The 21,250-nt window shown below is 67.4% G+C and carries 17 protein-coding genes; 7 read left to right on the top strand and 10 right to left on the bottom strand.

The window, feature by feature from the left end:
- Positions 1-2: 2 nt before the first annotated feature.
- On the bottom strand, positions 3-902 hold the full coding sequence (locus ACSFBL_RS18440; protein ID WP_435517241.1) for a LysR family transcriptional regulator: 900 nt from the start codon (positions 900-902) through the stop codon (positions 3-5).
- 71 nt (positions 903-973) lie between these two features.
- On the opposite strand from ACSFBL_RS18440, the gene ACSFBL_RS18435 reads away from it, so the two are divergent.
- Positions 974-1,975 carry a bile acid:sodium symporter family protein gene (locus ACSFBL_RS18435; protein WP_435517240.1) on the top strand — a complete coding sequence of 334 codons (1,002 nt, stop codon included), beginning with the start codon at positions 974-976 and terminating at the stop codon, positions 1,973-1,975.
- 153 nt (positions 1,976-2,128) lie between these two features.
- Here the strand turns inward: ACSFBL_RS18435 and ACSFBL_RS18430 are convergent, their stop codons facing one another.
- The 5 genes from ACSFBL_RS18430 to ACSFBL_RS18410 all read right to left on the bottom strand — a co-directional run bounded on the left by ACSFBL_RS18430 (position 2,129) and on the right by ACSFBL_RS18410 (position 9,589).
- Entirely contained in the window at positions 2,129-3,130 is a 1,002-nt protein-coding gene (locus tag ACSFBL_RS18430) for an aldo/keto reductase (protein WP_435517239.1), read from the bottom strand.
- Between the two features lie 72 nt (positions 3,131-3,202).
- Entirely contained in the window at positions 3,203-3,628 is a 426-nt protein-coding gene (locus tag ACSFBL_RS18425) for an Lrp/AsnC family transcriptional regulator (protein ID WP_435517238.1), read from the bottom strand.
- A gap of 35 nt (positions 3,629-3,663) precedes the next feature.
- The gene (locus ACSFBL_RS18420; protein ID WP_435517381.1) at positions 3,664-8,043 is read right to left on the bottom strand and encodes a DEAD/DEAH box helicase; all 4,380 of its coding nucleotides are present in this window, start codon (positions 8,041-8,043) and stop codon (positions 3,664-3,666) included.
- 72 nt (positions 8,044-8,115) lie between these two features.
- Entirely contained in the window at positions 8,116-9,105 is a 990-nt protein-coding gene (acuI, locus tag ACSFBL_RS18415; protein WP_435517237.1) for an acrylyl-CoA reductase (NADPH), read from the bottom strand.
- 19 nt (positions 9,106-9,124) lie between these two features.
- The gene (locus ACSFBL_RS18410) at positions 9,125-9,589 is read right to left on the bottom strand and encodes a ferritin-like domain-containing protein (RefSeq protein ID WP_435517236.1); all 465 of its coding nucleotides are present in this window, start codon (positions 9,587-9,589) and stop codon (positions 9,125-9,127) included.
- Between the two features lie 172 nt (positions 9,590-9,761).
- On the opposite strand from ACSFBL_RS18410, the gene ACSFBL_RS18405 reads away from it, so the two are divergent.
- The gene (locus ACSFBL_RS18405; protein ID WP_435517235.1) at positions 9,762-11,564 is read left to right on the top strand and encodes an NAD(P)-binding domain-containing protein; all 1,803 of its coding nucleotides are present in this window, start codon (positions 9,762-9,764) and stop codon (positions 11,562-11,564) included.
- A 3-nt stretch (positions 11,565-11,567) separates the two neighbouring features.
- Here ACSFBL_RS18405 and ACSFBL_RS18400 read toward each other — a convergent pair whose 3' ends face one another.
- Entirely contained in the window at positions 11,568-12,230 is a 663-nt protein-coding gene (locus tag ACSFBL_RS18400) for a TetR/AcrR family transcriptional regulator (RefSeq protein WP_435517234.1), read from the bottom strand.
- A 133-nt stretch (positions 12,231-12,363) separates the two neighbouring features.
- On the opposite strand from ACSFBL_RS18400, the gene ACSFBL_RS18395 reads away from it, so the two are divergent.
- Complete coding sequence (locus ACSFBL_RS18395; RefSeq protein ID WP_435517233.1) at positions 12,364-12,795, top strand: VOC family protein; 432 nt, start codon at positions 12,364-12,366, stop codon at positions 12,793-12,795.
- 6 nt (positions 12,796-12,801) lie between these two features.
- Here ACSFBL_RS18395 and ACSFBL_RS18390 read toward each other — a convergent pair whose 3' ends face one another.
- From ACSFBL_RS18390 to ACSFBL_RS18380, 3 genes are read right to left on the bottom strand one after another with little or no spacing between them, the layout of a single operon-like run.
- Positions 12,802-16,008, bottom strand: a complete 3,207-nt coding sequence (locus ACSFBL_RS18390) for a type I restriction endonuclease subunit R (RefSeq protein ID WP_435517232.1) — start codon at positions 16,006-16,008, stop codon at positions 12,802-12,804.
- Positions 16,001-17,515 (bottom strand): type I restriction-modification system subunit M, encoded by a 1,515-nt coding sequence (locus ACSFBL_RS18385; protein WP_435517231.1) that lies wholly within the window; start codon positions 17,513-17,515, stop codon positions 16,001-16,003. The genes ACSFBL_RS18390 and ACSFBL_RS18385 overlap by 8 nt, the downstream gene beginning before the upstream one ends.
- A 22-nt stretch (positions 17,516-17,537) precedes the next feature.
- Positions 17,538-18,140 (bottom strand): restriction endonuclease subunit S domain-containing protein, encoded by a 603-nt coding sequence (locus ACSFBL_RS18380; RefSeq protein WP_435517230.1) that lies wholly within the window; start codon positions 18,138-18,140, stop codon positions 17,538-17,540.
- 105 nt (positions 18,141-18,245) lie between these two features.
- On the opposite strand from ACSFBL_RS18380, the gene ACSFBL_RS18375 reads away from it, so the two are divergent.
- The 4 genes from ACSFBL_RS18375 to ACSFBL_RS18360 all read left to right on the top strand — a co-directional run bounded on the left by ACSFBL_RS18375 (position 18,246) and on the right by ACSFBL_RS18360 (position 21,218).
- Positions 18,246-19,202, top strand: a complete 957-nt coding sequence (locus ACSFBL_RS18375; RefSeq protein ID WP_435517229.1) for a ComEC/Rec2 family competence protein — start codon at positions 18,246-18,248, stop codon at positions 19,200-19,202.
- Between the two features lie 84 nt (positions 19,203-19,286).
- On the top strand, positions 19,287-19,595 hold the full coding sequence (locus ACSFBL_RS18370; RefSeq protein ID WP_435517228.1) for a putative quinol monooxygenase: 309 nt from the start codon (positions 19,287-19,289) through the stop codon (positions 19,593-19,595).
- Positions 19,596-19,683: 88 nt separating this feature from the next.
- Positions 19,684-19,959, top strand: a complete 276-nt coding sequence (locus ACSFBL_RS18365; RefSeq protein WP_435517227.1) for a helix-turn-helix domain-containing protein — start codon at positions 19,684-19,686, stop codon at positions 19,957-19,959.
- Positions 19,959-21,218: a type II toxin-antitoxin system HipA family toxin gene (locus ACSFBL_RS18360; protein ID WP_435517226.1), complete on the top strand. Its 1,260-nt coding sequence runs from the start codon at positions 19,959-19,961 to the stop codon at positions 21,216-21,218. Before ACSFBL_RS18365 ends, ACSFBL_RS18360 begins: the two co-directional genes overlap by 1 nt.
- Positions 21,219-21,250 lie beyond the last annotated feature (32 nt).

Genomic DNA, 21,250 nt, shown 5'->3' with positions numbered 1-21,250 from the left:
GCTCAGCCTTCGCTGCGCTGGGCGGCCACTTCGCGGATCAGGTTCCACACCCGCTGCGCCAGCGGCGATGGCGCGCGGTTGCGGCGATGCACCAGCATGATCGATCGCTTCACCTTCGGTACCAGCGGACGCACGACCAGCGCCGGCAGGCCCATCGGCGGTATCGCGAAGGCCGGCATGACGCTGATGCCGAGGCCCTGTTCGACCATGCGGAACGCCGTCGTCGGATGGCCGACCTGCTGACGCACCTCGCAGCGCGCACCTTGCAGTTCCAGCGCCTCGTCGATCAGGCGACGGCTGCCGGAGGAATGGTCGAGCAGCACCAGCGGCTCGCCGTCGAGCGCCGGCCAGCGCACCGATGGCTTGCCCGCGAGGCGGTGTCCCGGCGTCATGACGAGGCAGAAAGGGTCGTCCAGGATGGCCTCGCAATGCAGATCGTCGGTGGAGGGCGGCTCGACCACCACGCCGAAGTCGACCTCGCCGGCCCGAACGCTGTCGAGCACGTCCTGCTGGATGCGGTCGAGCAGCATGAAGTCGACATCCGGATCGCGCCGGGCGCATTCGGCGATGCAGGCCGGCATGAGGTTCGCCGACAGTGTCGGGCTGCTGGCCACGCGCACCTTGCCGCGCCGCGCACCGGCCATGCCGTGGACTTCGGCGAGCGTCTGGTCGAGATCGTCGAGCACGCGATCGAGCCGCATCGCGAGCGATTGGCCGGCATCGGTGAGCACGACTTCGCGCGTGGTGCGATCCAGCAGCTTGAGGCCCAGTTGCGATTCGAGCTCGACGATGGACCGGCTCACCGCCGGCTGCGTCAGGCCGATCTGGTCACCCGCGCGGCTGAAATTGCGGGTCTCGGCGATGGCCTGAAATACGCGCAGTTGCCGCAGGGTGACGTTCATGCGTGCAAATCATATATCTATCAGATAAATCCATTTCTCTTTTGAATGGCGCGCGCGTCCAATTGCTCCCCATGACACGCTCACGCTTCCTCCCCGACAACTTCACCCTGACGCTGGTTGCGGTCGTCACGCTCGCCAGCCTCTGGCCCGCGAGCGGCGTCACCGCCCACGTCTTCGAGCAGCTCACCACGGTCGCGATCGGCCTGCTGTTCTTCCTGCACGGTGCCAAGCTCTCGCGTGAGGCGATCCTCGGCGGCATCACCCACTGGCGGCTGCACCTCCTGGTCTTCGCCAGCACCTTCATCATGTTCCCGGTGCTTGGCTTGCTGCTCAAGCCGGTGCTGACGCCGCTGGTCACGCCCGAGCTCTACACCGGCGTCCTCTTCCTCTGCGTGCTGCCCGCGACGGTGCAGTCGGCGATCGCCTTCACCTCGATCGCACGCGGCAACATCCCCGCGGCCGTGTGCAGCGCCTCGGCATCCACGTTGCTCGGCGTGTTCGTGACGCCCTTGCTGGTCAACCTGCTCGTCGTGCAGCACGGCGCCGCCGGCGCATCGCTCGACGCCATCGGCCGCATCCTCTTGCAATTGATGGTGCCCTTCATCGCCGGCCATCTGCTGCGCCCATGGATCGGCGGCTGGATCAAGCGCCGCGCCTCGGTGCTCACCCTCGTCGATCGCGGCTCCATCCTGCTGGTGGTCTACACCGCCTTCAGCGCCGCGGTGATCGAGGGCCTGTGGAAGCAGGTGCCGCCGTCCGCATTGGCCGGCCTGCTCGTCGTCTGCGCCGTCCTCCTCGCCCTCGCACTGGCCGTCACCACCTGGGCCGCTCGCACCCTCGGCTTCGACAAGGCCGACGAAATCACCATCGTCTTCTGCGGCTCCAAGAAGAGCCTCGCCAGCGGCATCCCCATGGCCAAGGTCCTCTTCGCCTCCCACGCCGTCGGCGCCATCGTGCTCCCCCTGATGCTGTTCCATCAAATGCAGCTCATGGTCTGCGCAGTGCTCGCACAGCGCTACGCCCGCCGTCAGGAAGCAGCAAAGCCGCCCACTGCCGCACAAACCCCAGCCTGATCCAGAAATGGAACCGGCTCCGCCTACAGGCATTGCCCCCGGGAGGGTCCGAGCCCAGAAACACCGCGGAACCGGCTCCGCCGGGCCGCAGGTGTCGCCCCCGGTAGGGGGTAGGCGAAGCGACACGAAGTGCGCGCAGCCTGGGGGCGAGCCTTATCTAGGTGCGTCGCCCTTGCGGTACTCGGCGGTGAGCTCGTCCAGGCGCTGCTTGAGGCCCGCATCCAGCTTGTATTCCGCAGCAGCCAGCGTGGCATCCAGCTGCTCCGGCCGGCTCGCACCGAGCAGCGGCGCAGTGATCAGCGGATTCGCCATCACCCATGCCACAGCCAGCGTCGCGAGCGGCACCCCCGCTTCGTCCGCCAGCTTGTGCAACTGCGTGACGGTCGCGAAGCTGCGCTCGTTCCAGTAGCGGTCCTGGTACATCGACCCCGCCGTGCCGAGCGTGAAGCGGGTGTTCTCCTCCGGCTTGCCGCCGGCCTTGTACTTGCCCGTCAGCAGGCCGCCCGCGAGCGGGTTGTACGGGATCACGCCCAGCCCTTCCTCGCCCGCCAGCGGCAACAGTTCGCGCTCGATTTCGCGGAACAGCAGGCTGTAGCGCGGCTGCACGGACACGAGGCGCGTCAGCTTGTGCAGCTCGGCCCGGCCGATGGCGCGCGCGAGCCGATAAGCCAGGAAGTTCGACACGCCGATATAGCGCGCCCGGCCCGACCTGACGATGGTGTCGAGCGCTTCCAGACTCTCGTCCACCGGCGTCTCGCGGTCATCGCTGTGCAACTGGTAGAGGTCCACATGGTCGGTCTGCAGCCGCTTGAGCGAGGCATCGATGGCGTCGAGCAGGTGCTTGCGCGACGCGCCCTGGTCCCAGGTGTTCGGACCGACCTTGCCGACCGCCTTGGTCGCGAGGATGAAGCGGCCGCGCCCTGTCGCGCGCAGCCAGCGGCCGATGATCTCCTCGGTGCGGCCTGTGGTCTCGACGGGGCCGCCGAGCGGGTACACGTCGGCGGTGTCGAGGAAGTTGATGCCCCCGTCGGTCGCCTTGTCGAGGATGCTGTGCGACACCGCTTCGTCGGTCTGCAGGCCGAAGGTCATGGTGCCGAGGGCGAGCCGCGACACGGTGAGGCCGGTGCGGCCGAGACGGGTGGTGGGGATGCTCATGGAAGGAACTCCGATCGCTGGGGGCGGAAGGCCATCATAGTCAGCGGCGCGATTTCCTTCAGGGCGCCGCGGCTAGCGGTAGGTCGCGAGGTGGATGCTGGTTTCGGTATTGCGGATGCCCTTGAGCAGCCGGATGCGTTCGAGCACCTGCGACAGCTCCGTCATCGACGCGGCGCGCAGTTCCGCGAGCAGGTCCCAGCGGCCGTTGGTGTCGTAGAGCGCCGCCACACCGGGCTCGCCGAGCAGGTTGGCAATGACCAGCCGGGTCTGGTTGCCTTCGACCAGGATGCCCATCCAGGCGCGGATCTCGTCGACCCGCGCCTCGGGGCGCAACTGCACCGCATAGCCGACGATGACGCCGCCGTCCTCCAGCTTGCGCAGCCGGTTCGTCACCGTGCCGCGCGAGACGCCGAGCTTCTGCGCCAGCGTCGCGGCGGGCAGGCGGGCGTCCTGGCGGAGCAGTGCGATCAGCCGATGGTCGATTTCGTCGAGTTGCATGCCGACACTGTGGGTCAGTCCCGGCGTTTTGCCAATCAGCCGCCGGCGGCCGCCAGTTCCAAGAAGCGCATGGAAGGCTCCGACGAAAGCGCGCGCGTCGCGGCCTTCGTCTCCTCGGGGCTCAGCGGCACCAGCAGTTCCACCTGTCCGGCAACGCTGGTCGCGAGCGGGATACCGTCGCGATAGAGGACGCGCGAACCCGCGACGCGGGCCACCTTGGGCCCGGGCAGGATGGTGCCCAGAAGGTTGGCAGGATCGGTGGCCGCGAGGCAGACCAGGCCATCGTCCGGCGGCTGGCGCCGCACCTGCCGCATGAGCCCGATGGCTTCGGGCAATGCGAACTGCTCGCCCGCCACGCCGGCGATGAACCGACCGCCCCGGATTTCGCCCCGCGCTTCGAGCCGGCGATAGGCGCGCACCAGGTCGCGCCACGGCGGCAGCCATGTCGGCTCGCGCTCCAGGATGCGCCAGCACACGACGCCATAGCGGCGCAGCAGGATGCGCGCGACCTGCTCGATCGCCTCCGGTGCAATGGCGGGGGCCGCGTCGGCGGCAGCAGGCGCACGTTGGCGCACCAGCGACCAGCGCCCCGCATCCTCGATCCCGAAAAGCGTGGAGCGGCGACGCCGGCGGGCGTGCGTCGACGCGCGCTTCGAGGGCGGAATAAGCAATGCACGCAAGCCTGCATAGCTGTCGCAATGCGCGCGGCCGCGCACCACGAGTTCGCTCAGTGCATCTTCGAGTTCGGTGCCCAGCAGGTGCGTGCCGTGGACGATCTCATCGAAGAAGGAGGCGCCATGTTCGGCCAGGAAAGTGGCGACACGCTGGGCCCGCGAGCCCAGCCCTGCTTCGGCCTCCGGCTGTGGGACGAGGCCGGTCCACAGCGATGCGGTTCGGCGCGGCAGGAGAAGAATCGGCGTCGTGCGCAGCGATGTACCACCGCCAGCCCGTGCATCGCCGGCAACGGGACGCAGGCGTGTCCACAGCGTGCGGCCGGCGGTGCAGAGGTCATCCAGCCACACCGCCGTGTAGTCCTTGACCCGGGCCGGCAGCAGCTCGGCCTCCCAGGTTCCGGCCGGTGCCTCGTAGCCTTCGAGCTGCATGAGGATGCCGGCGAGGGCATCGGGGCCGCTGACCCGGCTCGCGGCGCCGACGCGCTGCCACTCAAACAAGAAGCGCACGAAGTCGCGCGGCTCGACAGGCTCGATCTCGCGTCGCAGGCGCTTCAGGGTGTAGCGGTGGATGCGGGCGAGCAGGTGGCGCTCGCACCACTCGATCGCTTCAGCACCGGGGGTGAAGCGGCCCTGCAACACGTAGCCTTCTGTCTGCAAGGCGGACAGGGCGGCGTCGATGTCGATGTGCGGCAGGCGCAATTGCGCCGCAAGCGCGTCCGCCGACAAGGGTCCGAGGCCCGTCAGTCGCGAGCGAAGCAGTTCGCGCAAGGTGTCTTCCGCCTCACCCTGTGCCGCGTATTCCTCCGGCGGCTGGATGACGGGCTGCATCGTCGTGAAGGTGTACAGCGTGGCGATCTGCGCAAGACGCTCGGCCGGCACCCACAGGCCCGCGCCGTGTGCATCGCCCTTGGCCGGAACCAGCCGTGTCGCGCGGCCGGCCTGCGCGAGCGCCGTCAGCCACTGCAGCCAGTCCGCGTTGTTCGTTGCCTCCGCATCGGTGACGACGCCGAGCCCGTTCAGCGCCTCGTGCATCTCGTCGGCATTGCGCGCCCGGGGCCAGGCCTCCTGCCTCACGCTCTCGATCGCATCGGCGTCGAGCTGGCCGAGGTCGTCGGCGCTTTCCGGATCGACGTAGCGCCGGCTCTGCACGGCCTGCGTGCGGCGCTCCTCCAGCGGCGCGTCGTCGAGGAAGGCGTAGGGTCGCGCGTTCAGCACTTCCGCCGCGAGCGGCGAGGGTGCAGGCAGGTCGCGCGCCACGACCTCCACCTCGCCGGACTCCATGCGACGCAGCAGGCGAAGCCAGCCGTCGGCATCCATCGCGTCGTAGAGGCAGTCGTAGAGCGTCTGCGCCACCAGCGGATGCGCCGGAACCTCGCGCTCGCCCGCGATGTTCTCGGCGCACGCCACCTGATCGGGGAAGACCGCAGCCAGCAAGTCCTCGGACTTCATGCGCTGGAGTTGCGGCGCGACCTTGCGCCCGCCGACGAAGCGCGGCAACGCCAGCGCGGTGGTCGCGTTCCAGCGCCAACGCGCGCCGAACAGCGGCGCATCGAGCAGCGCCTGGACGAGCACGTCGAGGGCCGTCGCCGAATGGAGGTAGCGCGCCACTTCGTCCAGCGGGAAGCTGTGGCTGGTCGACAGCGACAGCACGATCGCGTCCTCGGTCGCGGCCGCTTGCAACTCGAAGTTGAACTGGCGGCAGAAGCGCTTGCGCAGCGCCAGGCCCCACGCGCGATTGAGCCGGCTGCCGAACGGCGAATGGACCACCAGCTGCATTCCGCCGGATTCGTCGAAGAAGCGCTCCATCACGATGCGCTGCTGCGTCGGCAGCGCGCCGAGCGCACGCATCGCACGGGCGAGATGGTCGACGATCTGGCGGGCAGCCTCCGCCGCCATGCCAATGTCGCGCGCCAGCCACTCGACCGTCGCGGGAACACCCCGGTCCGCGAGGCTCTCGCCGATCTCGCCACGCAGGCGCGAGACGCCGAAGGACAGCTCATCGGTACGACCGGGCGCCTCGCCCAGCCAGAAGGGAATGTTGGGCGCGGCGCCATGCGCGTCCTCCACCCGCACGCGGCCGGGCTCGATGCGCAGGATCCGGTAGCTGGTGTTGCCGAGCTGGAAGACGTCGCCCGCCAGGCTTTCGACCGCGAAGTCCTCGTTGACCGTGCCGATCTTGTGCGCCTGCGGTTCGAGCATCACGGTGTAGTCGCCGGTCTCCGGAATCGTGCCGCCCGAGGTCAGCGCGGTAAGGCGCGCGCCCTTGCGCTCGCGCAACTGGTGATGCACGGCGTCGCGATGCACATAGCTCGCGCGCTGGCCCAGGCGCGTGGTGAAGCCTTCGACCAGCATGCGAACGACGGATGCGAAGCTCTCCCGCGTCAGCGCGGCATACGGCCAGGCACGCCGCACGAGATCGAAGAGTGCATCCTCGTCCCACTCGCGCGATGCGGTCTCGGCAACGATCTGCTGCGCCAGCACATCGAGCGGCGCAGGCAGCACGCGCAGCGCGTCGAGTTCGCCGCGGCGCACGCAATCGAGCAGGGCGGCGCATTCGACCAGTTCGTCGCACGACTGCGGGAAGAGCCGCGCCTTCGGCACGCCGCCCACGGCATGGCCGGAGCGCCCGGCGCGCTGCAGGAAGGTGGCGATCGACCTTGGGGAACCCAGCTGGCACACGAGATCCACATCGCCGATGTCCAGGCCGAGCTCCAGCGAGGCCGTGGCCACCAGCACCTTCAGGTCGCCGCGCTTGAGGCGCTGTTCGGCATCCAGCCGCGTTTCCTTGGCCAGGCTGCCGTGGTGGGCGGCGACCACTTCCTTGCCCAGGATCTCGCCGAGGTGCCGCGCGGCGCGTTCGGCCATGCGCCGGGTGTTCACGAAGACCAGCGTCGTGCGGTGCGCATGCACCATCCCCGCGATGCGCGCGTAAACCTGCTCCCACTGCTCGTTGGACATCACCGCGGCGAGCGGCGTAGGCGGCAGTTCCAGCGCGAGATCGCGTTGCTTGGCATAGCCGATGTCGACGATCTCGCAATCGGCGACGCCCTGCCTGACGGCACCGGCCCCGACGAGAAAACGCGCGATCTCGTCGATGGGCTTCTGCGTGGCCGACACGCCGATGCGGGTGAGCGGTTTCGCGCAGATCGACTGCAGCCGTTCGAGCGAGAGCGCCAGGTGGCTGCCGCGCTTGGTGGCGACGACCGCGTGGATCTCGTCGACGATCACCGTGCGCACCGTCGAAAGCATGCGGCGGCCCGACTCCGAGCCCAGCAGCACGTAGAGCGACTCGGGCGTGCTGACCAGGATGTGCGGCGGCTTGCGAAGGCTCTGCTGGCGCTCCTTGGCCGGCGTGTCGCCGGTGCGGACGGCCGTGCGGATGTCCACATCGGGCAGCTTCAGCCTTGCGAGTTCGCGGCGGATGCCGGCCAGCGGTGCCTTCAGGTTGAGCCCGATGTCGTTGGAAAGGGCCTTCAACGGCGAGATGTAGAGCACCGAGGTCTCGTCAGGCAGGCCGCCAGGCTCCAGCCCGTCACGGACGAGGCGGTCGAGCGCGGCCAGGAACGCGGTCAGCGTCTTGCCGGAACCCGTAGGCGCCGCGACCAATGTGTGGCGGCCTGCGGCGATGACCGGCCACGCCGCGGCCTGGGCCTCGGTGGGGCCCGGGAAGGTGGCGTTGAACCAGTTGGCGACGGCGGGATGAAAGTCTTGGAGCACGGCGGGCGCGGTCTTGCTGCGCAGTGTGGCGCAGGAACTGAAGTCAGGCCGGCCGTGTGGATGTCAAGGCGCCCGCAAGGCCGGCGGTGTATCCATTCATGACGCGCCCAGATCCACGAGCACGCGGCCGCGCACCTGCCCCGCGAGCAGTCGCGGTGCGAGGTCGGCGACGGCGGCCAGGCCGATGGTCTCGGTGTTGGCGTCGAGCAGATCACGCGGCAGTTCGTCGGCGAGGCGCTGCCAGGCGGCGAGGCGGCGTGCCTGCGGCGCATAGACGCTGTCGATGCCCGCCAGCGTGATGCCGCGCAGGATGAAAGGCGCCACGCTGGCGGGCAAGTCCATGCCTTGGGCGAGGCCGCAGGCGGCGACAGTGCCGCCGTATTTCAGGCTCGCGCAGACGTTCGCCAGCGTGTGGCTGCCCACGCTGTCGACCGCCGCGGCCCAGCGCTCCTTCTGCAAGGGCTTGCCGGGCTCGCCGAGCGTGGCGCGGTCGATGATCTCCCGCGCGCCCAATTTCTGGAGGTGCGCCCCCTCGCTTGTCCGGCCGGTCGATGCATGCACTTCGAAGCCGAGCTTTGCCAGCAGCGCGATGGCGATGGTGCCCACGCCGCCGTTCGCGCCGGTGACCAGCACGGGCCCGGCGGCCGGCGTCACGCCGTGCTGCTGCAGCGCCATCACGCAGAGCATCGCCGTGTAGCCGGCAGTGCCGATCGCCATGGCATGGCGCGCGTCCATGCCCTTGGGCATCGGCACCAGCCAGTCGGCCTTCACCCGCGCCTTGCGTGCAAGGCCGCCCCAGTGCGTCTCGCCGACACCCCATCCGTCGAGCAGCACCGCATCGCCGGGCTTGAAGCGCGCGTCGGTGCTTTCCGCCACGGTGCCCGCGAGGTCGATGCCGGGCACCATCGGGAATTTGCGCACCACCGGCGACCTGCCGGTGATCGCGAGTGCGTCCTTGTAGTTGACGGTGGAAAAGGCCACGTCGACGAGCACCTCGCCCTCTGGCAGTTGGGCTTCATCGATGGCGGTGACGGCGGCTTTCGTGGTGCCGTCGTCGGCCTTGGTCAGCAGCAGGGCGTCGAACATGCGCGCGTTCCTTTCCGATTCAATCGTTGCGGGTGGCGAAGGCACGCACCTCGCCCGGCTTGCGCAGCATCTTGTCGACATCGGCCGCGTGGAGCTCTTCCGACTGGATCATCTGCCGCGCGAACTCCTCCAGCGCGACGGAGCGGCCTTCGACCAACTTGAGCAGGTCGCGGTACAGGTCGAGCGCCTTGCCTTCCGTCGCGAGCGATTCCTGCAGGATCGCCGACATGTCGTGCTTGTGCGAATCGAGCAGCTCGCCGATGCCCAGCGACGGATATGCGCCGAGCGTAGTGATCCACTCGCCGACCTGCTGCGCGTGCAGCAGCGATTCGTCCGCCTGCTCGCGCAGCCACGAGACGATCGGGATGCGCGAGAAGCCGAACACGAGGAAGGAGTAGTGGGTGTAGCGCACCACGCCGGCCAGCTCGGCCTCCAGCAGACGGTTCAGGACGTCGACGACCTGGGCCTTGTCGAGTTGGGTCATGAAGCACCTCCGCCACCGAAGTCGACGCCACGGCGGCGCCGCGCAAAGGCTCGCACGAAGCACGCGCTTGCGCAAGCGCCGAACGGCGTTTGACGCCGGCGGACGATGGGCGTACGGTTGCCGCCCGGCCCGCATGCGAGTGCATCGGGACCGGCAAGAAGGAGACAAAGAGATGACGGATCTGTCCACTCATCCGACGCAGATCGCCAGCGCCTGGCTGGCCGATTTCACCTCTGCGCTGGAACGGCAAGACATCGATGCGGCGGTCGCGCTCTTCGAGCCCGACTGTTACTGGCGCGACCTGGTCGCTTTCACATGGAACATCCGGACACAGGAAGGCCCGGAGGCCATCCGGAAGATGCTCGAGGCGCGATTGGCCGACACGAAGCCCACCGCGTTCACCGTCGAAGGCGACGCGACCGAGGCCGGCGGCGTGGTCGAAGCATGGTTCACCTTCGAGACCGCGGTCGCACGCGGACGCGGCCACCTGCGGCTGCGCAACGGCAAGGCCTGGACCCTGCTCACGACGATGACCGAGCTGAAGGGATTCGAGGAGCGCAGGGGCGAGCGTCGCATCAAGGGTGCGGAGCACGGTGCGAACCCCGGACGCAAGACCTGGCTCGAAAAGCGCGACGAGGAGGCGAAGACGCTCGGCTTCACCGAACAGCCTTATGTCGTGATCGTCGGTGGCGGGCAGGGCGGCATCGCGCTGGGCGCGCGCCTGCGCAAGCTGGGCGTGCCGACGATCATCGTCGAGAAGAACGCACGGCCCGGCGATTCCTGGCGCAAGCGCTACAAGAGCCTGTGCCTGCACGACCCGGTCTGGTACGACCACCTGCCCTACCTGCCCTTCCCCGAGGACTGGCCCGTGTTCTCGCCCAAGGACAAGATCGGCGACTGGCTGGAGATGTACACGAGGGTGATGGAACTCAACTACTGGAGTTCCACGACCGCGAAGAAGGCGCGCTACGACGAGGCGAAGAAGGAGTGGGAAGTCACCGTCGAGCGCGACGGCAAGGAGATCACGCTGCGGCCGAAGCAGCTGGTCTTCGCGCTGGGCGTCTCGGGCTATCCGAACGTGCCGAAGATTCCCGGCGCCGAGAGCTTCGAGGGCGAGCAGCACCATTCCAGCGCGCACCCCGGGCCCGAGGCTTGGCGCGGCAAGAAGTGCGTGGTGCTCGGCTCCAACAACTCGGCGCACGACATCTGCGCCGCGCTGTGGGAGAACGGCGCCGACGTGACCATGATCCAGCGCAGCTCGACGCACATCGCGCCCTCCGATTCGCTCATGGAACTGGCGCTCGGCGGCCTGTATTCCGAGTCCGCGCTCAAGGCCGGCGTGACCACCGACAAGGCGGACCTGATCTTCGCCTCGGTGCCCTACAAGATCATGGCGCCGATGCAGGTGCCGGTGTACGACGAGATGAAGAAGCGCGACGCCGACCTCTATGCGCGCCTCGAGAAGGCGGGCTTCCTGCTGGACTTCGGCGTCGACGGCTCGGGCCTCTTCATGAAGTACCTGCGGCGCGGTTCGGGCTACTACATCGACGTGGGTGCCTCGGAGCTGGTGGCCAATGGCAGCATCAAGCTGCGCAGCGGCGTGACCATCGAGCGCATCAACCCAAGTTCGGTGACGCTCAGCGACGGCAGCGAATTGCCGGCCGACCTGATCGTCTATGCCACCGGCTACGGCTCGATGAACGGCTGGCTCGCCGACCTGATTTCGCCGGAGCTGGCCGACAAGGTCGGCAAGGTCTGGGGACTGGGTTCCGACACACCGAAGGACCCGGGCCCTTGGGAAGGCGAGTTGCGCAACATGTGGAAACCCACGCAGGTGCCGCAGCTGTGGTTCCACGGCGGCAACCTGCACCAGTCACGCCACTACTCGCAGTTCCTGTCGCTGCAGTTGAAGGCGCGCATGGAGGGTCTCGCGACGCCCGTGTACGAACTGGCTCCGACGCACCACAAGCGGTGATTCCTACAGACCCTTCTCGACCATGTCGAGCAGGCGTTGGCCCAGCGGATCGGTCTGCGCGCGGGGGAGGCCGCGCAAGGGTCCGTCGATGATCAGCATCGCCAACCCATGCACGGCCGACCAGGCAAGGAACTCTGCACCGGGGCGACGCTCGGGCGGCATCACGCCCGCGTCGACGAGGCGGTCGAGCGCAGCGCCGAGCAGCTCGAAGGGGTTCATGCCGCTGTGGCCGCTCTTGGTCTCGGCGGGCGCGTCCTCGACGTCCACCGCGGTGGCAAATGCGGTGCGGAACAGGCCCGTCTCGGCCTGCGCAAACCGCAGGTAGCCGGTGCCGACCGCACGCACGCTCGCACGCGCGAAGTCGGCCGGTTTGCGCGAAGGGCGCAGCGTGGCGAGTTCGGCCTCCATGGCGACGGCGACTGCGGACAAAGCCGCGGCACGCACCGCCTGCAGCAGCGCCTGCCGGCTCGCGAAATGGCGATACGCGGCATTGGGCACCACGCCCGCACGCCGCGTGGCCTCGCGCAGCACGACGGCATCGGGACCACCGGCGCGCGCGAGTTCGACACCCGCGTCGAGCAAGGCGCGTCGAAGGTCGCCATGGCGATAGGTGCTGCGAGCGGGCGGGCCGGCGGCAATCAGGTGGGCGTGGGTCGGCTTTTTCATGTGGACAGCGTCCATTATCTTTGCTATTGTCTTGTGGACGTTGTACACAACGTGACGCGGTTTTCCCTCACCCGGCATGACTCTGCAAGGCCGAGTCGATGCTTCCCCTCCCATCCACAGCAAGGAGCACTCCATGGAAGTCCAGACCTATCTATTCTTCGACGGCCGTTGCGACGAGGCGCTCGAGTTCTATCGCAAGACCCTCGGCGCCGAGGTCACGATGCTGATGCGCTTCAAGGAAAATCCCGAGCCCGCACCCACCGAGGGATGCGCGGGTTCCGAAGGAATGGCCCCGCCGGACGGCGAGAAGGTGATGCATGCGGCCTTCACCGTGGGCGGCACCACGCTGATGGCCTCCGACGGCCGCAACACCGGCAAGCCCGTGTTCCAGGGCTTCTCGCTCTCTTTGCTGGCCAAGGACGAGGCCGAAGCCAAGCGCCTCTTTACCGCGCTGGGCGAGGGCGGCGAGGTACAGATGCCCCTGACCAAGACCTTCTTCTCGCCGGCTTTCGGCATGGTCGCGGATCGCTTCGGCGTGTCGTGGATGGTGCTCGTCAAGACCTGAGCCTGCTCACGGCCGGCGGCTGGGCCCGACGCGCGTGATCCGGAGCACGTGCCCGATCACCTCGCTGGCCTTGTCCAGGCCCAGCGGAGCGTAGAGGCGGGTCAGCAGGCCCTTGCGAATGGCCGATTCGAGGCCTTGCGGATTCAGCGAGTGCTCGGCCATCGCGCGCTGGACAACCTGGCTGATGACCAGGGCGTGATCGACGAAGCTGCTGCGCTGCGCGGCGTCGAGGGCCGCGACGGCTTCGTCCCCCAACGCCATCAGGATCGCGCCGAAGTACGCCCTGGCTTGCGGGTTGTTCGCCAGGACGTCCGGCATGCCCGGGGTCTCGCGCGCATCCACGCGCCGCTCGAATTCGCGCAGCAGGGCGTACTGCTTGCGGGGATGTTCGAACATGGCTTCTGCCGCCGCGATGGCGCTCTTCAACTGTCCGGAGAAGACCTTCTGCGCGTAGGGATCGTCGGCCAGGTCCAGCGCGATGGTCCTGCGAAGGCGCGTCGTCATGAGGGCCGCCTCGTTGCGTGCCTTGTCGTCCGTCCAGGCATCGTCCGTCCAGGCATCGTCCGTTCCGGCATGGGCCAGTGGGTGCACGACATAGCTGCCGCCGGCCTCGCGCACTTCCATACCCGTCACATGCTGATCGACGAGCGTCCAAAGCTGCTCCTCATGCGCGCTGAAGTCCACTGCTTCCATGGCGTCGCTGCGCGCCGTCCGTCGCACCTCGCCGAGAAGTCGAAGGTCCTGCTTGTAGCGCTCCAACAGGGCTTCGGAGAAGCCCGGATCCTCGAAAAAGCTCCGCGATGACAACGCGGTCCGCAGGCACAGGCCGAAGGCAGTGAGCGCCACGGAGAAGTCGTCGCGCAGTTGCTGCCGCTCGTCGTATTCGATGCCGCGACCAGCGGGGACGAGGCGCGGGCTCAAGGCTTGGCGAAGCTGTCCGGGATCGTCGCGATCCGCCACGTCCTCGAAGAATGTCCACATCGCTCGATGCAGCGAGGGGAGCCGCTCGTACTCGGTATCGATCTGCGCGTAGAGGCCCGCGAGGTCAACCGCATCGAAGCCGCCCTGCGTGCGCGTCTGGAGGTCCTGGTAGGCGCGCATCGCCGTGTCGAGATGCGCAAGGACGCCGCGGTAGTCAACCAGCAGGCCATGGCGCTTGGCGGCATGCAGGCGGTTGACGCGGGCCACGGCCTGGATCAGGTTGTGGCCCTGGAGCGGCTTGTCGATGTAGAGCACGGCATTGCGCGGTTCGTCGAAGCCGGTGAGCAGGCGATCGACCACGATGAGCAGGTCGGGGCCGTCGTCCGTGGCGAAGGTGCGCAACGCTTGTCGTTCGTACTGCAGTGCGTCGCTTCCGCTGGCCAGCACGTTCTGGCGCCACCAGCTTCGGACTTCATCCGGGGCCGCTTCGTCTTCGTTGTCGTCCCCTTCGCGCACGTCGGGTGGCGAGATGACGACCACGCTCGTGACCAGCCCCGTATCGTCGAGCGCTTTCTTGTAGCGAATCGCGTCGCGCTTGCTCGCGGTCGCGAGCTGGCCCTTCAGCCCCGGCGCGACCTTCCCGATGTTCTCGCTGAAGTGAGTCGCGATGTCCCACGCAACCAGCTCGTAGCGCTGGAGCGCGCTGTAGACGGTGCCACGACGGGCAAACTTTTTCTTGAGGCCGGCACGCTGCGCGTCGCCGAGGCCTGCGGCGATCCGGTCGAACCAGCGGTCCACTGCCTGTGCGTCGATCGTCAGGCCGGGCACGCGCTCCTCATAGAGCAGCGGTGCCACGGCGCGATCCTGCACTGCGTCCTGCATCGTGTAGGCGTGGACGACAGGGCCGAACTTGTTCGTCGTCTTCTCGTGCTTCAACAGCGGCGTTCCGGTAAAGGCAACGCGGGCCGCACGCGGCAGCGCCTTCTTCATTCGCTGGTGCATCTCGCCGCCATGGCTTCGATGCGCTTCGTCGACCAGCACGATGATGTTGGGCGATTCGTTGCGGCATTCCGGCAGTCGCGAAGCAGTGTTGAACTTCTGCACCAGCGCGAAGGTGATCCGCTCCGTGCCCACGCCGATGCGCCTTGCCAGGTCCCGCCCCGTCATGGCCCTGCTGCGCTCGCCTTCCTTCTGCGTGGCGACTGAAGCGCCGAAGGCGCCGCCCGTCGCGAAGTTGCGTGCCAGCTGGCGTTCCAGATCCACCCGGTCGGTGACCACGACCACGCGGCATTCCTTCAGCGCAGCGCACAGCAACAAGGCCCTGGTGAGGAACACCATCGTGAAGCTCTTGCCCGAGCCGGTGGTGTGCCAGACCACGCCACCTTCGCGCGAACCATCGGGCCGCAGCGGAACGAGGCGCCTGAGCAATGCGCGTACGCCGAAGAACTGCTGGTGCCGCGCAATGATCTTGCCGGCCCTGCGGTCGAAGAGGATGAAGCTGCGGATCAATTCGAGCAGCCTGGATGGCGTCAGCAGGCTCATCAGAAGACGGTCCTGCGCGTTGGACGGTGACGACTTCGCGCCCAAGGCCAGTTCTTCTTCCCGGTTCCACTGCGCCCAGAAGCCGGCCGGCGTGCGCGTGGTGCCGTAGCGCGCATCGGTCTCACCGAGCGAAAGCAGCAGCTGCGCATACGCGTAGAGCAACGGAACCTCGTCGTCGCGCTGGTTGCGCAGGTGGCGGGCGATGCCTTCGTGCACCAGGGCTTCGCCACGGCGTCTTCCCGGTGCCTCTTGCGAGATCGCCTCGATGACGACAAGCGGCAGGCCGTTGACATAGCCCACGATGTCCGGCGCGCGCTCGTGCGTTCCATGGCTGGAGAGCACGCGCGGTTCCTCGGTCACTTCGAAGCGATTCGCGGTGGGATCGCTCCAGTCGATGAGGGCGATCGTCGGCTGATGCTTCTTGCCGTCGGCCATGAACTCGGTAACGGTGATGCCGTAGGTCAGCCTGGCGTAGAGGCGTTCGTTGGCGGCGAGCAGGCCGTCGCTTAGTCCGAGGGTGGTGAGTTCGCGCAGGATCTGCTCGATCGCATTCGAAGACAGCGCGCACGGCGTGCCCTTGTAGTCGAACCGGCGCGTTCGCAGGTACTCAACGAGGCGTGGCCTGAGGATGACCTCACGGGTCCCGCCTCGAAGTCCAAGGCAGTCGGACTTGCTAAGCGCGTGCCAGCCGAGCTTGCGGAGCACGCGGAAGACGGCTTCCAGCGCGGGCGATGCCGCAGCGTCACTCATAGCCCAGCTCTTTCAGGTAGCCCGCCATCTCCTCCTCGATCCCGGCGCATTCGTTCCTGATCTCCTGGCGTTCACTCCGCAGCTCGGCGATGTCGATGCCCTGCGCGCTGCGGGTGGTGTCGACATAGCGGGCGATGTTGAGGTTGTGGTCGTGCGCCGCGATGTCCTCGAGTGACACGAGCCTCGCGTACCTGTCGATGGAAACCCGCGCTGCACAGGCCGACAGCATCCGGTCCACGACGGCCTGGTGCAGCGTGTTCTGGTTGCGGCCGGGCTGGAAGTCGCGGCTGCCGTCGATGAAGAGCACCGTGTCGTCCGCCTTGTGCACGCGAAAGACCAGGACCGCCGCCGGAATGCCCGTGCCGTAGAAGAGCTTCTCGGGGAGGCCGATCACCGCGTCGAGCATGTTGTCGTCGACGAGCTTCCGCCGAATCCGCCCCTCAGCGCCCCCACGGAACAGGATGCCGTGCGGCACGACGACCGCCATGCGGCCGGTGCCGGGCTTCATCGTTTCGACCATGTGCAGGATGAAGGCGAAGTCGGCCTTGGTGCGCGGCGGCACGCCGCGGCGGAAGCGATCGAACCTGTCGCCCTCCGCGCTCTCGTGGCCCCAGTTCTCCAGGCTGAAGGGCGGATTCGCGACCACCACATCGAAGCGCCGCAGGCGGGTGTCGCTCGCCAGCAGCTTCGGATTGCGAAGGGTGTCGCCCCATTCGATGCGGTGGTTGTCCTCGCCGTGGAGGAACATGTTCATCTTGGCCAGCGCCCAGGTGCTGCCGATGGCCTCCTGCGCGTAGAGCGCGTAGCGGCGCGATCCCGTGCGGGCGCGGATCAGGCGCCCGCACTGCAGGAGCAGCGAGCCGGAGCCGCAGGCCGGGTCGCAGATCTCCTCGCCTTCGCGCGGGTCCATCAGGCGGGCCATCAATGCCGAAACCTCGGGCGGCGTGTAGAACTCGGCGGCCTTCTTTCCGCTGGTCGAGGCGAAGCTCTTGATGAGGTATTCGTAGGCATTGCCGATGACGTCGATCGAGTCGACGCGGCTCGGGCGCAGGTCGAGTTCGGGCCTGGCGAAAACTTCGAGCAGCTGCCGCAGGAGCTCGTTCTTCTGTTGCTCGTGGCCGAGCTTGACGGCATTGAAGTTGATGTCCTGGAAGACGTCGCGCAGCTTCGCCATGTTGGCGCCCTCGATGGCGTTCAAGGCCCTGTCGATGCGCTCGCCATTGCCGGGCTCGAAGCGCGCCGCATGCAGCGCGCGGAAGCCGGTGCCCGGCGGAAGCACGAAGCGCTCGGTCTTCAGCAACTCCTCGATGAGGCGGGGTTCGGCGTCGGCGTATTCCTTCCTGTAGCGAGCGCACTGGTCCTCCCACACGTCGGAGACGTACTTGAGGAAGAGCATCGTGAGGACGTAGTCCTTGTAGATGCCCGGGTCGACGATGCCGCGAAAAGTCTCGCACGCGCTCCAGACGGCAGCGTTGATGCTGTCCTGGCTGATCGTGGCCTGGATCATTGTTTTCTCCCTGCTGTTTTTCTTAGTTGTCGCCGCCCGCAGCGGCCACTGATTCGGCGATGGATTCGAAGAGCCGCTCGCGGTTGCGGATGAGCCGCTCGTGCAACTGTCGCTCGCGCCGCGCGAGCCGGGCCAGTTCGACGATGCGACGCTGGTCGGCCGGCGGCGGGATGGCGATCGGCAAGGCCTCCAGCACCGGTCGCCGCACGCTCAATTGGCTGGAGCCTTCGGCCGCGCGTCGCAAGGCGCGCTGGAAGGGCGGCTGGTTGATCTGCCAGACCAGGAAGGCCGGGATCAGATCGCTGCCCGGCTTGATGCGCAGGCGGAAGAGATGCGGGCCGCCGACGGCAGGTCCGGGCGTGGCACCGACACCCGCCGCGTAGAACCTCGACCCGCGCGTGACGAACAGCACGTCGTCGGGCAGGAGCCAGTCGGCCCGGCGGCGCCCGGCGAGTTCGGTGCGAACGACCGACTGCCAGCGAATGCCTTCGACCGGGTCCATGTCTTTCATCTGGACCGCGCGCGCGGACCCGTCCGGCACCTCGCCGATCGAGCCGCGAAAGGGGTAGCCGGCCCTGACGCCGACGACTTTCGACAGTGCAACTCGAATTGCATGAATTGACATGATGCAAATATTTGCTTGCGGCTTGAGAGTGACTTGATTAACTTCTTGTCCCACAAGTCAATGCATCAAGGCAAGTGATGCAAATTGACGATCAGGGAGTTCAGCATGGGATACGAAGTCGATTTCCTGCCGGTCAAGGCGGGCGGCGCAGCCATCTGCGTTCGATGGGGCACGCCGGGTTACTACAAGGTGCTCGTCTACGACGGCGGGACCGCGGTTTCAGGCGAACGCGTGGTGGCCCATGTCGAGCATCTGTACATGACCTCGCGCGTCGACTACGTGGTGAGCTCGCACCCTGCCTGCGATCACGCGGCCGGCCTGGCAGTGGTCCTGCAGAAGCTGCAGGTCGGCGAACTCTGGATGCAGCGGCCGTGGGCCTATTCGGTCGGGCTGCGCAAGGAGTTGCCTTCGGCACGCGCCTTGAAGCAGCTTGCCGACGCCAGGCGCATCCCGGTACGCGAACCCTTCGCAGGTGCGGAAATCGGGCCATTCACGGTGTTGTCCCCCGAGCGCGACTGGTACCTGAATGACTTGCTCCCGCAGTTCGGCCGTTCGGCCTCACGGGCGGAGCATGGGCTTGCGGCCTTCCTTCGCCACTGGACCCGGCCGCGCCTGTCGGACCGGGCCAACACCACGCCCGAGAACGAATCGAGCGCCGTGCTCTATGCCGAATTCGACGGCCGCGGCGTGCTGCTGACCGGGCGGGCCGGCGTGCGCACGCTCGACGCGGCGGCGACTTTCGCGGAGCAACTGGGCATCGACCTGCCGGCCCGGCTCCGGCTGCTGCAGGCACCCAACGGGGGCAGCCCTGACCATCTGTCGCCGACGGTCCTGAATCGCATCGTCGGCCCCTGCAAGCCGCGAGAGGGCGAGCACCACACGAAGTCGGCGTTCATTTCGGTCAGCCTCGAAGCCCGGCAGCGCGCGAGCCGCGCCGTGACCCGGGCACTCGACCAGCGCGGCGTCCTCAGCTTCGTGACGCAGGGCATGAGCCTCCACCATTGGCACCGGATGCCGGACCGGGGGTGGTACCGGGCCCGGCCCGCCTCCATGGAGGCCTGACTTGCGGCTTCGGCCTCCAAGGCGACAGCGCATGACGCCCCGTTCCACGTAAATTCGACGCTCCATCCACAGGAGCATCCGCACATGATTCACGTCGTCGCCGTCATCACCGCCAAGCCGGGTCAACGCGACCTCATCCTCGAGGCCTACCGCGCCAATCGCCCGGCCGTGCTCGCCGAGGAAGGCTGCATCGAATACATCGCCACCATCGACGCCGCCGGCATGCCGGCCTCGCGGGGCACCTTCGGGCCGGACACCTTCGTGGTGGTCGAGAAGTGGGCAACACTGGCTGCGCTGCAAGCGCATGCCGCCGCGCCGCACATGGCGGCCTATGGCGCGAAGGTCAAGGATTGGACGGAGAACCGGGTGATCCATGTGCTGGAGCCGGTGTGAGGGGTGTCGGTTACCGAACGGTAAATTTTCGTTGACAGACCAGGCGTCCGAGCTCAATATTACCGAAAGGTAACTTGACGACGCTTGTATGGCTGATCCTAACTCCCAATTACCGCTCGGTAATTTACCCAAAACCGGTTCGGTCGTCCACTCCACAGCGGAGTTGGGCGAATTGATCCGCCAGCGGCGACGCTCGCTCCACCTCAAGCAACTCGACATTGCAGGACTGGGCAACACCGGCAACCGTTTCGTCGTCGATTTAGAGGGTGGAAAGCCGACGGTTCAGCTTCAGAAGGCGCTGGACGTCTTGAGCCTGCTGGGCCTGGAGGTCGTGGTGCGGCCTCGTGACACCGGAGCGGCGTGATGGCGAGGCCCGATCGCCTGGACCTCTACTACGGCGAGGACCGGGTGGCCGCTGTCCATGACAGCTCGCCCCTCGAGTTCGAGTACGCGGCGGAATGGCTCGCAGGACCCGAGCCTCTGCCTGTGGCGGCCATTCCTCTGGCGCCCGGGCGCCAGTCATCGGCTGCCGTCCAGGCCTTCCTGGAGAACCTGCTGCCGGAAGGCGAGTTGCGCGACTATCTCGCGCAACAGCGAAAGGCTTCGACACTCTTCTCGCTGCTCTACGAAGTGGCCGGCGACACGGCCGGCGCATTTGTGATGTTGCCGGCTGGGGAGCATCCGGAGCCACCGTCCTACGAGGCCACCACCTGGCAAGCGCTGGCCCGAGCGCTCACAGGCAAGTCGGCTTCGGCCATGGACATCAAGGGGGATCACGCCCGTATTTCTCTCGCGGGAGCCCAGGACAAGACATCCATCGCGTTGTTCGAGGATGGCATTCCGCGACTTCCTCTGGGCACATCGCCATCGACGCACATTCTCAAGCCGGACATCCGTCGTCTGGCGAAGGTGTGGCACTCCGCGACGAACGAAGCGGTGGTGATGCGCACCGCCTCGTTGTGCGGACTGCCGACGGCGGAAGTGTTCTACGAGCCGAACACGAAGGCCTGCATCGTCAGGCGCTTCGATCGCATCCAAAGGGCCGACGGCACGCTGGGTCGGCTGCTGCAATACGACTTGTGCCAACTGGCCGGCACGGTCTCCGAGAAGAAATACGAGGTCGAGGGAGGCCCGGGCGCCGCACGCTGCGCGGAATTGATCCGCCAGTACAGCGCCCAGCCGGCCGTGGACTTGAAGAATTTCGTCGCATGGCTCTTCTTCAATCTCTACACAGGCAACAACGACAGCCACGCCAAGAATCTGTCGCTGTACCGCGTTCCGGGCGAGGGGATGAGGCTGACGCCCTTCTACGACCTGATGTGCACGCGGATCTATCCGGCCCTGTCGCCACACTTCGCCTTCTCCATTGGCGGCGAAACGATGCCCGGAGCAATAGCGCGAGTGCATGCGACAGCGCTGGCGGAATCACTCGGAATGCGCCCTGCCTTCGTACTGGGCATCGCCCAAGAGCTCGCCGGCAAGCTGCCGGACGCGCTTGGCCGTGCGATCACATCCCTGTCGCCCGACTTCCCGGCAAGCGCCCGGACACTCGCCGAGCGGCTGCAACAGTTCGTGGTGACCACCACCCGACAGGCATCGAAGCGGCTCCATGCCGCGCCATGAAAAAACGCGCCCGAAGGCGCGTCTCTTTTTCC

It is taken from the genome of Variovorax glacialis (assembly GCF_051216375.1).
Lineage (GTDB): Bacteria > Pseudomonadota > Gammaproteobacteria > Burkholderiales > Burkholderiaceae_C > Variovorax.
Note: the sequence above shows the minus strand (reverse complement) of the source record. Positions and strands in the feature narration are given on the sequence as shown.

What these genes read in the sequence shown, in the direction of transcription:
- ACSFBL_RS18370 (WP_435517228.1), top strand. Translation starts at nt 19,287, where the DNA reads ATGATTCACGTCGTCGCCGTCATCACCGCCAAGCCGGGTCAACGCGAC.
- acuI (WP_435517237.1), bottom strand. Translation starts at nt 9,105, where the DNA reads ATGTTCGACGCCCTGCTGCTGACCAAGGCCGACGACGGCACCACGAAA.
- ACSFBL_RS18435 (WP_435517240.1), top strand. Translation starts at nt 974, where the DNA reads ATGACACGCTCACGCTTCCTCCCCGACAACTTCACCCTGACGCTGGTT.
- ACSFBL_RS18395 (WP_435517233.1), top strand. Translation starts at nt 12,364, where the DNA reads ATGGAAGTCCAGACCTATCTATTCTTCGACGGCCGTTGCGACGAGGCG.
- ACSFBL_RS18375 (WP_435517229.1), top strand. Translation starts at nt 18,246, where the DNA reads ATGGGATACGAAGTCGATTTCCTGCCGGTCAAGGCGGGCGGCGCAGCC.
- ACSFBL_RS18400 (WP_435517234.1), bottom strand. Translation starts at nt 12,230, where the DNA reads ATGAAAAAGCCGACCCACGCCCACCTGATTGCCGCCGGCCCGCCCGCT.
- ACSFBL_RS18380 (WP_435517230.1), bottom strand. Translation starts at nt 18,140, where the DNA reads ATGTCAATTCATGCAATTCGAGTTGCACTGTCGAAAGTCGTCGGCGTC.
- ACSFBL_RS18390 (WP_435517232.1), bottom strand. Translation starts at nt 16,008, where the DNA reads ATGAGTGACGCTGCGGCATCGCCCGCGCTGGAAGCCGTCTTCCGCGTG.
- ACSFBL_RS18440 (WP_435517241.1), bottom strand. Translation starts at nt 902, where the DNA reads ATGAACGTCACCCTGCGGCAACTGCGCGTATTTCAGGCCATCGCCGAG.
- ACSFBL_RS18430 (WP_435517239.1), bottom strand. Translation starts at nt 3,130, where the DNA reads ATGAGCATCCCCACCACCCGTCTCGGCCGCACCGGCCTCACCGTGTCG.
- ACSFBL_RS18405 (WP_435517235.1), top strand. Translation starts at nt 9,762, where the DNA reads ATGACGGATCTGTCCACTCATCCGACGCAGATCGCCAGCGCCTGGCTG.
- ACSFBL_RS18410 (WP_435517236.1), bottom strand. Translation starts at nt 9,589, where the DNA reads ATGACCCAACTCGACAAGGCCCAGGTCGTCGACGTCCTGAACCGTCTG.
- ACSFBL_RS18365 (WP_435517227.1), top strand. Translation starts at nt 19,684, where the DNA reads ATGGCTGATCCTAACTCCCAATTACCGCTCGGTAATTTACCCAAAACC.
- ACSFBL_RS18385 (WP_435517231.1), bottom strand. Translation starts at nt 17,515, where the DNA reads ATGATCCAGGCCACGATCAGCCAGGACAGCATCAACGCTGCCGTCTGG.
- ACSFBL_RS18425 (WP_435517238.1), bottom strand. Translation starts at nt 3,628, where the DNA reads ATGCAACTCGACGAAATCGACCATCGGCTGATCGCACTGCTCCGCCAG.
- ACSFBL_RS18360 (WP_435517226.1), top strand. Translation starts at nt 19,959, where the DNA reads ATGGCGAGGCCCGATCGCCTGGACCTCTACTACGGCGAGGACCGGGTG.